We start from the raw sequence: 13,118 nt of genomic DNA, 5'->3' as shown, positions 1-13,118 counted from the left end.
ATAATCAACATAATAATTAAAAAATAGAATAATAAAAAATATGAGCGATTTATTAAAAGTAGAAAATTTAAAAATGTATTATCATACTTCAAGCGGAGAAGTTAAGGCTATAAACGATATAAGTTTTAATATAAAGACAAGCGAAACTTTAGGAATAGTCGGAGAATCGGGATGCGGTAAAACTAGTCTCGGAACTTCTTTACTCGGCATGCCTTCAATTCCTGGAAAATACGAAAGCGGAAAAATTATAATTGACGGCGAAAATATTATTGACTTAAAAGAAGAATATATAAGAAAAAATATAAGATGGGTAAAAATATCTATGGTTTTTCAAGGCGCTATGAATTCTCTAACTCCCGTTTATACAATCGGAAAACAGATGCTTGAAACTTTAAACAGACATATCGAAATGGATAAAACGGAAGCGTTAAAATTAATTGAAGAATATTTAGGTTATGTCGGACTTCATTCAAACATTGCAAATAGATATCCTCATGAACTTTCAGGCGGCATGAAACAGAGAGCGGTTATTGCCGCCGCGTTATTTCTTAAGCCTAAACTTGTGATTTTGGACGAACCTACTACGGCTTTAGATGTAATCGTTCAAGCTCAAATAATAAATTTATTAAAAAAATTAAAAAAAGAATTTGATTTATCTTTTATATTTATAACTCATGATTTGTCTTTGGAGGCGGAAATTGCGGATAGAGTTTGCGTAATGTATGGCGGTAAAATTATGGAATTAGCGGACAATAAAGATATATATCAAAAACCTTTGCATCCTTATACTAAAAGACTGCTTGCGGCTACTCCAAGATTAAATAAATCTGTAGGAAAATTGGACTTTATAGAAGGAGTTCCTCCCGATTTATTAAATCCGCCTACGGGATGTTTATTTTACGAAAGATGCAAAGAAAGAATAGAAAAATGCAAAGACGAAGAACCTGAAATTAAAGAAATTTCAAAAGGGCATTATTGCGCTTGTCATTTGGTTAATTAATTTTTATTTTAGATTTATTAAAATATAAGTATTATTTTCATTTATTGACAAATCAAAAATTCTGTTATAAAGTAAATTATTCTAAATTAACGGACGCTTTTATGACAAACAGAATTTTATCATTTACAAAAATGCATGGAATAGGAAACGATTATATTTATATAGATTGTTTCAAAGAAAATTTTACCGTTGAAGATGCAAAAAAGTTTTCTCCAATTTTAAGCGATAGACATTTTTCAATAGGAGCTGACGGAATAATTTTAATAATGCCGAGCGATAAAGCGGATGTTAAAATGCGAATGTTTAACTATGACGGTTCTGAAAGCGAAATGTGCGGAAACGGAATAAGATGCGTTGCAAAATATACTTACGATAAAAATATAAGTAAAAATAATCCTTTAAAAATAGAAACTTTAAGAGGAATACTTGAAGCAAAATTATTTATAAAAGACGAAGAAGTCGATACGGTTGAAATAAATATGGACAGTCCTATTTTGGAAGGATTAAAAATTCCAACTACAATAAATAAAAATCCAATAATTGACGAAGCGATAAAAATAAACGGAAAAGAATATTTATTTACTGCAGTTTCTATGGGAAATCCTCATGCCGTGATATTCGTAAAAGATTTAGAAAATATTGATATAAGCACAATCGGAAAATTAATTGAAAATAATTCAATTTTTCCAAATAGAACAAATGTAGAATTTGTGGAAATAATAAATAGAGGCGAAGTGAAACAGAGAACTTGGGAGAGAGGAAGCGGAGAGACTTTGGCTTGTGGAACGGGAGCGTCCGCCGTTTGCGTTGCGGGATTTATAAGTAAAAGAACTGAAAGCAAAATTTTAAATCATCTTTTAGGAGGCGATTTAATACTTGAATATAGAGATGGAAAAGTTTTTATGCGAGGAGAGGCTAGATATTCTTTTGAGGGAAAAGTAAAATTATAATAAAAGTTATAAATAAAAAATTAAATATAAAAAAGCCATGATTGGATAATTTTTTACTATGACTTAAAGATTAAAATTATTTTATCATAAATCGATTGATGATGAATGAACAAAGGAAGCTGCTTTTAATTTAAGTCGCTTCTTTTTTATTTACAATCATAATAGATTTTATTTTAATTCTTTAACAAAATTATCAATAGATTTTAAATCTGATAATTGCAAAGTTAATTTGTAGTCAACATAACTCAAAATGGCAAAAATTAAATAAAATTTTTATATTCTATATTTAATGGAGTGAAACTCCTATTGCAAAGTAAAAAAATTTAAAATAAATATACAATCACATAAATATTAAGCTATAAAATACTAATCAAATTTGTTTTTGCTTCTTTTTGACATTTAAATAAATAAGAAAATAATTATCTCTTTCTTATGAATTTCGCTATCGATATAAAATCTACAGGATTTAAAGCTATGCCGTTTCTTCTAACTTCAAAATGCAAATGGCATCCCGTTGAATTTCCCGTGCTTCCCATCTTTCCTATCATAGTTCCCTGTCCGACTTTAGCTCCGACTCTTGTAGTTATTTTATTTAAATGTCCATAATAAGTCGTATAACCTTTATCATGACGAACTATAACCAAATTTCCATATCCTCCGCTATATCCTGCAAATATTACCTTTCCGCTTCTTGATGCGTAAATCGGAGTATCTAAACTTCCAGGAATATCGACTCCCATATGTTTTGTTCTTGCTTTCGTTATCGGATGAACTCTATAACCGAATAAACTGCTTATTCTCGTTACTTTAGTAGGCAAGCTAAACATCTGTCCGAATTTATCTATTCGCTCTTCCAAAGTATATTTTGCGCCAGGTAAAAATATTTCATCTCCGACATTTATATTATTTATATCGCTTATTTTATTGAAAGTTAAAACTTTGTCTAATTGCATTTCGTATTTATCAATAATTCCTTCCAAACTATCGCCTTTATTTATCGTGTATAATAAACCGTTTCTATTTGGTATAATAATTTTTTCTCCTGGACGCAATTTATTCGCGTTGCTTATTTTATTAACGCTTACTAAAGTATCCAAATTAACGCCGATTTTTTTAGATATTACGGTTAAATTATCTCCGTTTTCAATAGTATATTCTTCATATTTCATGCCTATTATTCCATCGCTGCCTAAACTTTCGTCTGAAATTAAATAATCGTAGAAAATGCCCGAAGATTTTTCGATTGCATTCGCATCGGATGTCACAGTCGGAATATTATTATATAAATTATCTTCTAATAAATTATTTGTTTCGGGATTCATTTCAGATAAACGATTTTCTATAGAATCGGTTTCTTCTAATTCCATACTTGAAGATATATGAACTCCAAGTATTATAAAATTTGCAAGAAAAATAAAAATTGCAAAAGAGATTATTCCTATTGAAAAATTTCCTATAAGACTAAATGTTAAACCGTTTGAAAATATTCTTTTTTTTCTACGAATCTTTGTATATTTTATTTTTCTTTTCTCCATATATAAATCAACTTTAACTGAAATCTTATAATTGAATATTGTTATTTTTATATATCGGAATTTATAGATTAAATAATTAGTTTTTTAATTATCGTCTTTTATAGCAAGTTGTCCGCATCCTGCGAGTATATCTTGTCCTTGTTTAAATCTTTCTATAACTTCCACGCCATTATCTTTTAATATCGATTTAAATCTTAAAATAATATCTTTATTAGGTTTTTTAAGTTCGGGAGCATGCTCTACGGGATTCATTGGTATTATATTAACTTTAAAAGGAAATTCTTTTTTTAAGTTGACTATTCTATAAGCGTCATTTACCGAATCGTTAATATCTTTCATAAGCACCCATTCAAAAGTTATCATTCTTTTTCCGTTTTTGCTATATCTTTTTAAGATTGAAATTAAATTTTCTATAGGATATTTTTTATTGATTGGCATTATTTTATCTCTAACTTCATTTTTTAAAGAATGCAAAGAAACCGCAAGCCTGCAATCTAAATCTTTTTCTATTAATTGTTTTATTCCGACAATCTCGCCCGAAGTCGATATTGTAATATGTCTTATTCCTAAATTAAATCCTTTATAAGAGTTTATAGTTTCTATAGCCTTGAATAAATTTTTCGTATTTGCCAAAGGCTCTCCCATTCCCATAAAAACAATAGAATTAACTTTTTTCGTTATCGCTCTCATTAATATAAATTCCGCCAATATTTCATCCGCCGTCAAATTTCTTGAAAGTCCCATAGCTCCCGTAGAACAAAAAGCGCAACCGTATCCGCAGCCGACTTGAGAGGATAAACAAAATGTGATTCTGTCGTTTTTACCTAAAATTACGGATTCTATTTTTTTTTTGTCATATAGAGATATTAATAATTTTTTAGTTCCGTATTCGTCTTCCGTCATAGTTTCGACTTTTGAATTATGAATAAAATAATTTTCTTCAAGCGAGACTCTTAAACTTTTTGGAATATCGCTCATCTCTTCAAAAGTTATGGCGTATTTTTTATATATCCAATTTAATATTTGAGACGAATGAAATTTTGGAAAATTATTTTCTTCGCAGAATTTTGATAAATCGTCTTCCGAAAGATTCATTATAGATATTTTTTTAGCCATAATTATTTAGTTTTTGCAGCGGGACATTTTGAATCTGCGCAAGTTTCAGATTTTGAGCAACTTTTAATTTCTTTATTATTGGAATTTTTATTATTCTTATAATCGGTTACATAAAAACCTTTGCCTTTAAAAATTATTCCGCTATTTAACGAAATCATTCTTTTTGCTTTTCCGCCGCATTTCGGACATTTTGCTTTTGCTTCGGCTGTTATTGATTGAAATTCTTCAAATTCGTTTGAGCATTTTTGACATTTATATTCATAAGTCGGCATAATTTAATCCTCATCTCCTATAAAATTTATTTACCATTATCCATTAAACTTTTTACATGCTTAACTATATCAAATCCCGCATTTAAGGCTTTTGCAATCGAACCGCCAGATTTATATAATATATCTCCCGCTATATATAAATTATCAACGGAGCTTTCATGAATATTTCTCACTATAGGAACTCCGCTTTCATCCAAATCTATAGAGCATTTTTTTAAGAAATCTATCGGAGCGACTCCGCCAAGAGCGTAAATAACTCTATCAAATTTATCATTCGTTCCGTCTGAGAAATTAACTAAAATTTTTCCGCCTTCGTCTGCAATCGAACTTATATCGACTCCCAATTTAGCTTTTACTTTTCCGTTTGAAATATCTTCTTTTATAGTTTCTAAATTCTTTTCGTTAGGACGAGTAAATTCGCTTTTTCTATAACTTATTGTAACTTCGTTATCTTTTCCTAAAAGATAAGCGTATTCTACCGCGGAATTTCCTCCTCCAACAACCAAAACTTTTTCATTTTCTTTGCATTTATAAATATTAAAATTTACAACCGCATTTAAACTTGGCGGAATAGGATAATCGGGTTTATTCGGTCTGCCCATTTTTCCTATTGAAATTATCACATATTTTGAAATATATTTATCGTTATTTACGGTTAACACTTCAAAATATTCTCCGTTTTTATTTATCGATTCAACTTCCGTATTAAAAAAAGCGTCTATATAATGCCCAAATACGCATTCGCTGAATAAATCTAAAACATCACCTTTTGTCGCCGTTTCAAATTTTATATTTCCGCTCAAATCGATTCTCTCGCCTTTATAATCTTTGTCAACTCTCTTATCGTCTTTATAGAATTTTCTAATCGTTGTAGAATGATTATCGCCTTTTTCAAGCAGAAGAACTTTTTTCATTTGAAGTATTGCAGCTTCAACGGACGCCGCTATTCCCGCAGGTCCCGCTCCGACTATAATTAAATCATATTCGTTTTCTAATTTATTTTCCATTTTTAATTATCTCCTTAAAAAATTTAAAATAATAACATTTATAATTAAAATTTTTTTTATATGTAAAAATTAAACATCCAAATTTTTTACATATTTTGCATTAGCTTCTATAAAATCTCTTCTTGGTTTAACCTCATCTCCCATAAGCATTGTAAATAATTGGTCCGCTTTTTCGGCGTCTTCGGTTAAAACTTGATACATTAGTCTCGTTTCAGGATTCATTGTCGTATCCCATAATTGGTCGGCATTCATCTCTCCCAAACCTTTATATCTCTGTATATCAGAATTTTTGCCTTTATTTTCTTCAAGTATTTTATCTCTCTGTTCATCCGAATAAGCGTAGGTAAAATTCTTTTTATCAAAACTTATTTTATAAAGAGGAGGAACGGCAATAAATATATGTCCCAAATCTATCAAAGGACGCATATATCTAAAAAAGAAAGTTAAAAGTAAAGTTCTTATATGCGAACCGTCAATATCCGCATCAGCCATTATAATTACTCTTCCGTATCTTATTCTTGATATATCGAATGAAGAACCGACTCCGCAACCAAGCGCCGCTATTATAGGTTTTAAACTTTCATTATCTATAATTTTATCGAGTCGCGCTTTTTCAACATTTAATACTTTTCCTCTTAAAGGCAGAATTGCTTGAAAATGTCTATCGCGTCCGCCTTTAGCCGTGCCTCCAGCGGAATCTCCTTCAACTAAATAAACTTCGCATTTATCGACTTCCTGCTCGGAACAATCGGCAAGTTTTCCAGGTAAAGAATCGCTTTCCAATGCGTTTTTTCTTCTTGCTAAATCTCGCGCCTTTCTTGCAGCTTCTCTAGCTTGAGCGGCGGATATTATTTTTTCAAGTATAACTTTAATTACTTTCGGATTTTGCGAAAAATAATCGTTTAATCCTTCAAATACCAATTTTTCCGTAATCGCTCTTACTTCCGTATTTCCTAATTTCGTTTTTGTCTGTCCTTCAAATTGAGGATTTGGAATTTTTACAGAAACTACGGCAACGAGTCCTTCACGCGTATCTTCGCCCATAAATGTCACTTTATTTTTTTTATCAAGTTCAAGTTTTTTTGCAAAATCTGTATAGATTCTAGTTAAAGCGGTTCTAAAACCGACTAAATGAGTTCCGCCTTCCGTTGTATTTATATTATTACAATATGTAAAAATATTTTCGTTATAAGCGTCAACATATTGCATAGAAACTTCAATATCAGTTTTATCTTCCGTTTTATGCAAATAAATAGGTTTATCATGCAATAATTTTTTATTTTCATTTAAATGAGCGATAAACATCTCAATTCCGCCTTCGTAATAAAATTCATTGCTTACGGTTTTTGATTCTCTTTTATCGATAAGCGTTATTCTTATTCCTCTGTTTAGAAAAGCAAGCTCTCTTAATCTATTTGCAAGAATTTTATAATCGTATTCTGTCGTTTCAAAAATTTCATCGTCCGCTTTAAATGTCACTTTAGTTCCGTTTTTTGAACTTTTGCCAACTTCTTTAACGGGCGCTTCGGGAACTCCTTTATGATATATCTGTTTATATAATTTTCCGTCTTTACTAACTTCGGCTATCAATTCGGAGCTTAAAGCGTTGACTACGGAAACTCCCACTCCATGCAAACCGCCCGACACTTTATAAGTTTCATTGTCGAATTTACCGCCAGCATGCAATTTTGTCATAACTACTTCTAAAGCGGAAACTTTTAATTTTGGATGCAAGTCAACGGGAATTCCTCTTCCATCGTCTTGCACTTCGATTATATTATCTTTTTTTATTGTAACAGTTATATTTTTACAGTATCCAGCCATAGCTTCGTCAATACTATTATCAACAACTTCGTAAACTAAATGATGCAAACCAGCCGAACCAGTAGAACCTATATACATACCAGGGCGAGTTCTAACGGGTTCTAATCCTTCCAAGACTTGAATATTTTTTGAACTATAATTTTTTTCTGCAGTAGCCATATTTATTTCTCTCTGTATTTTTATAATTTATAAATTTTAATTTGATATATTATATAACTATTTTAATAATATTTCAAATATAAACGATATAAATATTATAAAATAAATTATGTTAATATAAAATCATTGCGAATATAATAAATTTTTTATTTAATTTTAGAATAGGTTTTAAAATATAAACGCTATAAAAATATGTTTTTTTAATTTTTTAAAATTGTAAATTCTCTTAAATATGTATGAAATGTAGTATTTACCCCCCCCCCCCCGAATATGAAATTATTAAAAATTACTAATATTAACTAATAAATCGCCCTATAAGTAGTTGACATTTTATAATTAATTGTTATTCTAAAAATTAAATAACAAAAAAATAAACAAAAAGGAGAATAATATGTTTAAGAGAATCATATTATCTATTTCTGTAGCGGTAGTATTAATAATAGCTGCCCCTACAAAAGCTCAAGCGGCTTTTCCAGATGGAGACGCTGTTGGAGCAATGCTCATGGGAGGTTGGCCAGTTGGAGGAGCTATAGGAGTGACTGGACAATCTAGTAAAGTGCCAGTAATGTTCGGAGGAACGGTTCGATTCGGAGTTGGTTATTTCGGAGTAGGTTTCACTGCCGATTGGTGGGGCTTCAAACATAATTTTGGACCCGCTGGAGATTCTGACGCTTGGGTATATCTTGGACCTGGAGGAGCTTTTACAGTGGACTTCGGTAGCGGCGGATATTGGTTTTTAACCGCAGGTTTAAGGATGCCTGTAGGTTTCTCGTTTATCGTTAAGAAAAATTGGGAAATATTTATAGAAATTGCTCCGACTGTAAATGTTGTAGCCGTTGGAAATTCTGGATTTTATGTCTTTGGCGCGCATATCGGAAAAGGCGGAGGATTCTGGTTGCCTGGATTATTAGGCTTTGGAGGAGAATTCGGATTTAGATATTGGTTCTAATTTTCATTTTTTTCTACTTGTTAATTAGAAAACTATAAAGAGTCTCGTTTTATAACGGGGCTTTTTTTATAATAGTTGATAATATATAATATAAAAAATAATTTTAGAAATAAAAAATTAAAAAGGAATTAAAAATTGAAAAAAATAATCATATTCGTTTTTATTATTATAATTTCAATATCTACTAATAAACTTTTAGCAGATTATCCATCGGGAAGCGCCGCTGGTTTTTTTATTAGATTTAGTTTTCCGAGTCAGGCTTCATTAGGTTTTACGGGAAAATTTGAAGGAATACCTTTTATGTTTGGCGGTTTTTTTAATATAGGAATAGCATCGCAAGGCTGGGCATGGTTTGGTTTAAGCGTAAGCGCCGATTGGTGGGGATTTACCACAAGATTAGGAGATTTAGGCAAATCGGATATTAGATTATATTTAGGACCTGGACTCGAAGCAATAACTGAGTTTGGAAAAAAATATTGGAATATAGGAATTGCATTTAGAATGCCTGTCGGAGTTTCTTTTATAGTCGATAGAGATTGGGAAATTTTTCTTCAAATAGCTCCTGGTTTAAGCCTCATATCGATAGGAAGCAGAGGATTTGGAACTTTCGGTTGGTATCCAAGTTATACGGGTTGGACATTTGCATCTTTCTTTAGATTTTCGGGCGATTTTGGTTTTAGATATTGGTTTTAATATTATAAGTATAATTTATTTGAAATAATATAATTATAAACTTTATCTTTTAAAAAATATCTAAAAGCTTTATTTTCTTTTATTCTCTCCCTTATTAAAGTTGAAGAGATATCAATTCTTGGAGCGATTATGATTTTGATATTATATTTTTCTATATTTTCTTTATATAAATTATTATCTTCTCTATTAACGGCAATTATATTTGCAAGTTTTGAAAGTTTTTCAGGTTCTCGCCATTTGTGAAAATCTTTTATTAAATCTGCGCCTATAATCAATGCGATTTTTTCGTCAATATTATAATTTTGATATAAATAATTTAAAGTTTTTATAGAATAAGAAATTCCTTCGCTTTTTAATTCGTAATCGTCAATTAAAAATCTTTTGTCTTCCTCTATAGATAATTTTACCATATTTAATCTATCTTCGTTTGAAGCCTCGCCGCTTATATTTTTATGAGGAGGAATTTTACTTGGAATAAATAAAACTTTATTATAATTTAATTCTTTAATAACTGTATCGGCTAAAATTAAATGTCCTAAATGCGGAGGGTCAAAAGCTCCTCCTAACATCGCTATTTTCATTATAAAAATCCATCTTAATTTATACATATTTTAGAGTTTTATAATTTATTTTTCAATAAGTAATTAAGAAATTTTTATCGTTGACAAATATTAAAAAATTTATTATAATAAAAATATGAATTGTAGCTCATTTAAAATTGATTATGTCATAAAAGAAAATTCCGTTGTCATTTTATATTTTTATGATAACGCTTATTTTGAATTTATTCCTAAAATAAAAGATTTAATTTCAGAATTAAAATATCAAGGCTTTAATAAAATTATATTAAATTTGTCCGATTGTTATTTTATAGAAAAAGATATTTGGGAATATTTTATAAAATTAAAAGGCGAGCTTGTAAAATTAAACGGCGATATTATTATTTCAAATATATGCGGCGCGGTAAAAAACGATTATAATTTAATGGAATTGTCAAACTCTATAGCGGTTTTTAAAGATATTGACGATGCGCTTTATAATTTCGGAATAATTGTAAGAAGTAAATACGCTTAATAAATCTTAAAAAATTTCTGCATTTTATGTATAATCTCTTTCTATTAAATCTTTAGAATTTTCTAATATTTCAACAGTTTTTCCGCTTTCTATAATTTTTCCGTCTCGCATAAATATAGTATTGTCTGATATTTTTTTAGCTTGATTTATATTATGCGTAACTATGATTATAGTATAATTTTCTTTAAGTTTTATTAAAGTATTTTCTATTTTTTCGGAATTGACAATATCTAAAGAAGAGCAAGGTTCGTCTAATAATAAAATATTAGGCTCAACGGTTAAACTTCTTGCTAAACAAAGTCTCTGTTTCTGTCCTCCGCTCAATTTTAATGCGGAAGTATTTAATTTATCTTTTACTTCGTCATATAAATTAACGGATTTTAAAATATCTATTATTTTATTTTCCAAATGCTTTTTATTATATCCGTAATATTTTAAAGCGTAGCTTATATTTTTATAAATAGACATAGGAAAAGGAGTTGGATTTTGAAAAACTATGCCTATATTTTTTCTTAAAATTTCTATAGGAATATTATTTGAGTTTATTCCGTCAAATTCCATATCTCCCGTTATTTGCGCGTTGTTTTCTTCTAAAATTATTTTATTTATAGTTTTTAACAATGTTGTTTTTCCGCAACCGCTAGGTCCTATTATAGAAGTTATTTTATTTCTTTCAAATTCTATATTGATATTATTGAGGATTTTTTTATCGCCGTAAAAAACATTTATATTTTTAAGTTTTAAAATATTATTCATTATCGCTATCCGTTTTATATTTTTTATTATTTATTAATTTTAAAAATAATGAAATTAAATTAAGCGTCAATACTATAGATAATAAAATAAAAGCCGTAGCGTAAGCGTTATTTTCGGATATTCCTTGAGTAAGCAAAATATATAAATGATAAGGAAGAACCATAGAAGGTTTAAATATAGAATTAGGAACGGGCGAATTGATAACCGCTCCAGTAAATATTAACGGCGCTGTAGCTCCTATAGAAAGCGAATTTGCAAGAGTTATTATAGATATAATATCAGTAAGCGCTTCTTTTAAAACTATTTTTCTTATAGTATATGATTTTCTTATGCCTAAAGAATAAGAACTATAAATTATATTAAAATCAAATTCATTTAAAGCTTTTTTTACTCTTATTGAAATAAACGGAAGAATCATTATAGATTGTGTTATTGACATTGATAATATAGATTTTCCAAAACCCATATATAATACCAATAGGGAATAACCAAAAAGTCCTAAAACTATTGATGGAATTCCCGCGATACATTGAAAAATTATATCGAAAATATTATTTATAAATTTATTTTTATTATAAAAAACCAAATATATTGCGGATGATATTCCAAAGATAGAAGATATTATACAAGATATGAATGATGTGTATATGCTTCCGACTATAGCGGGAAATATTCCGCCTTCTTTTCCTAATATAATTCCCGCGGGATTAGAAAAAATAAAATTCATGTTTATTGAATGAGAGCCTTTGAAAAATATAAAAGCAAATATAAATATTATAGCAAAAATTATAATAATAAAACTTATTATAGCCCATATTTTTACAATATACTTCATAACATGCCCATTTATAAAATTATTTTAATTTTCTAATTTAAGTAAATATTTTCGCAAGAAATAAACCGCTATATTTATAATAGATAGAGATAACATTAATATAGCTCCGCTTGCAAATAAAGCGCTATAATGCAAACTTTTAACTTCTGCAGTTCCTATTTCTAAAGCTATAAGAGACGCTATAGTTTCGGCTTTTCCAAGTAATTTAGGAAATACTAAAGAATTGCCTATAACCATCATAACCGCCATAGTCTCTCCCATAGCTCTCGATACGGATAAAATAAAACCTACCAAAATAGCGTTTTTAGAACTTGGTAAAATTAAATTTAATATCATATACCATTTATCTACTCCAAGCGTAAGCGATATATCTTTATATTTTTTATTAATAAGAATCATACTTTCGCTAACTGTAGACGCTATAAACGGAACAATCATAAAAGATAATAATAAACTTGCAGTTAAAACCGACTCTCCCGCGGGCATAGATAATTTTTCAAAAAATTTAACTATAATAACTAAACCTATAAAACCGTATATAACCGAAGGAATAGCTACTATTAAATCCATAATTGGCATAATAAAAAATCTAATAGACTTATTTGCCATAAAAACTATAAAAATGCTAAAGCCTATTCCTATAAATAAACTTATAAAAGTAGATAAAAAAGCCGTGTATAAAGTAGCTATAATTATATTAAATATTCCGTAACTTTCGTTTAAATTATTACTTATAGCAAAAGTTAAAGGACGCCATACTTTTCCTAATACAAAATTTAATATTCCTACTTTATTAAATAACGGAACGCTCTCTTTTATTATAAAGAATATTATAAAAGCAAGTAAAATTATACATACAAAAGAAAATAATTTTATTAATAATGAAAAAATTATTTCCCCGATTTTATTTATAAAATTCTTTTTATATATTGAAGATAAAAATTCCAT

General features: G+C 29.0%; 14 protein-coding genes. 5 read left to right on the top strand and 9 right to left on the bottom strand.

From position 1 onward, the window contains the following. Window positions 1-40 precede the first annotated feature (40 nt). The gene (locus tag EPJ79_RS07215; protein WP_147530834.1) at window positions 41-1,000 is read left to right on the top strand and encodes an ABC transporter ATP-binding protein; all 960 of its coding nucleotides are present in this window, start codon (window positions 41-43) and stop codon (window positions 998-1,000) included. 101 nt (window positions 1,001-1,101) lie between these two features. Continuing rightward, window positions 1,102-1,950 (top strand): diaminopimelate epimerase, encoded by an 849-nt coding sequence (gene dapF, locus EPJ79_RS07210; RefSeq protein WP_147738982.1) that lies wholly within the window; start codon window positions 1,102-1,104, stop codon window positions 1,948-1,950. A gap of 419 nt (window positions 1,951-2,369) precedes the next feature. Here the strand turns inward: dapF and EPJ79_RS07205 are convergent, their stop codons facing one another. The 5 genes from EPJ79_RS07205 to gyrB form a co-directional block, all read right to left on the bottom strand. Beyond that, the gene (locus EPJ79_RS07205) at window positions 2,370-3,485 is read right to left on the bottom strand and encodes a M23 family metallopeptidase (protein ID WP_147738981.1); all 1,116 of its coding nucleotides are present in this window, start codon (window positions 3,483-3,485) and stop codon (window positions 2,370-2,372) included. A gap of 84 nt (window positions 3,486-3,569) precedes the next feature. Then, a complete protein-coding gene (gene rlmN, locus EPJ79_RS07200) occupies window positions 3,570-4,601 on the bottom strand; it encodes a dual-specificity RNA methyltransferase RlmN (RefSeq protein ID WP_147531588.1) in 1,032 nt (343 codons plus the stop codon). A gap of 2 nt (window positions 4,602-4,603) precedes the next feature. After that, window positions 4,604-4,873 carry an FmdB family zinc ribbon protein gene (locus EPJ79_RS07195; protein ID WP_147738980.1) on the bottom strand — a complete coding sequence of 90 codons (270 nt, stop codon included), beginning with the start codon at window positions 4,871-4,873 and terminating at the stop codon, window positions 4,604-4,606. A 26-nt stretch (window positions 4,874-4,899) separates the two neighbouring features. Then, window positions 4,900-5,880, bottom strand: coding sequence for an NAD(P)-binding domain-containing protein (locus EPJ79_RS07190; RefSeq protein WP_147738979.1), 981 nt, complete (start codon window positions 5,878-5,880; stop codon window positions 4,900-4,902). Window positions 5,881-5,949: 69 nt separating this feature from the next. Beyond that, a complete protein-coding gene (gyrB, locus tag EPJ79_RS07185; protein WP_147738978.1) occupies window positions 5,950-7,863 on the bottom strand; it encodes a DNA topoisomerase (ATP-hydrolyzing) subunit B in 1,914 nt (637 codons plus the stop codon). 391 nt (window positions 7,864-8,254) lie between these two features. On the opposite strand from gyrB, the gene EPJ79_RS07180 reads away from it, so the two are divergent. Together EPJ79_RS07180 and EPJ79_RS07175 are read left to right on the top strand one after the other, a co-directional pair. Further along, a complete protein-coding gene (locus EPJ79_RS07180; RefSeq protein ID WP_147738977.1) occupies window positions 8,255-8,812 on the top strand; it encodes a hypothetical protein in 558 nt (185 codons plus the stop codon). Between the two features lie 135 nt (window positions 8,813-8,947). Further along, on the top strand, window positions 8,948-9,505 hold the full coding sequence (locus EPJ79_RS07175; protein WP_147738976.1) for a hypothetical protein: 558 nt from the start codon (window positions 8,948-8,950) through the stop codon (window positions 9,503-9,505). A gap of 2 nt (window positions 9,506-9,507) precedes the next feature. On the opposite strand, the gene nadD is transcribed toward EPJ79_RS07175, so the two are convergent. Further along, entirely contained in the window at window positions 9,508-10,086 is a 579-nt protein-coding gene (nadD, locus tag EPJ79_RS07170; RefSeq protein ID WP_147525998.1) for a nicotinate (nicotinamide) nucleotide adenylyltransferase, read from the bottom strand. Window positions 10,087-10,201: 115 nt separating this feature from the next. On the opposite strand from nadD, the gene EPJ79_RS07165 reads away from it, so the two are divergent. Continuing rightward, window positions 10,202-10,579: an STAS domain-containing protein gene (locus EPJ79_RS07165; RefSeq protein ID WP_147738975.1), complete on the top strand. Its 378-nt coding sequence runs from the start codon at window positions 10,202-10,204 to the stop codon at window positions 10,577-10,579. Between the two features lie 24 nt (window positions 10,580-10,603). Here EPJ79_RS07165 and EPJ79_RS07160 read toward each other — a convergent pair whose 3' ends face one another. Genes EPJ79_RS07160 through pstC form a run of 3 tightly spaced genes read right to left on the bottom strand, consistent with a single transcriptional unit; the run spans window position 10,604 to window position 13,118 of the window. Next, the gene (locus EPJ79_RS07160) at window positions 10,604-11,335 is read right to left on the bottom strand and encodes a phosphate ABC transporter ATP-binding protein (RefSeq protein WP_147738974.1); all 732 of its coding nucleotides are present in this window, start codon (window positions 11,333-11,335) and stop codon (window positions 10,604-10,606) included. Next, a complete protein-coding gene (locus tag EPJ79_RS07155) occupies window positions 11,328-12,170 on the bottom strand; it encodes a PstA family ABC transporter permease (protein WP_147738973.1) in 843 nt (280 codons plus the stop codon). The genes EPJ79_RS07160 and EPJ79_RS07155 overlap by 8 nt, the downstream gene beginning before the upstream one ends. 24 nt (window positions 12,171-12,194) lie before the next feature. Further along, a complete protein-coding gene (gene pstC, locus EPJ79_RS07150) occupies window positions 12,195-13,118 on the bottom strand; it encodes a phosphate ABC transporter permease subunit PstC (protein WP_208745260.1) in 924 nt (307 codons plus the stop codon).

It is taken from the genome of Brachyspira aalborgi (assembly GCF_008016455.1).
GTDB classification, from domain to species: domain Bacteria; phylum Spirochaetota; class Brachyspiria; order Brachyspirales; family Brachyspiraceae; genus Brachyspira; species Brachyspira aalborgi.
Note: the sequence above shows the minus strand (reverse complement) of the source record. Positions and strands in the feature narration are given on the sequence as shown.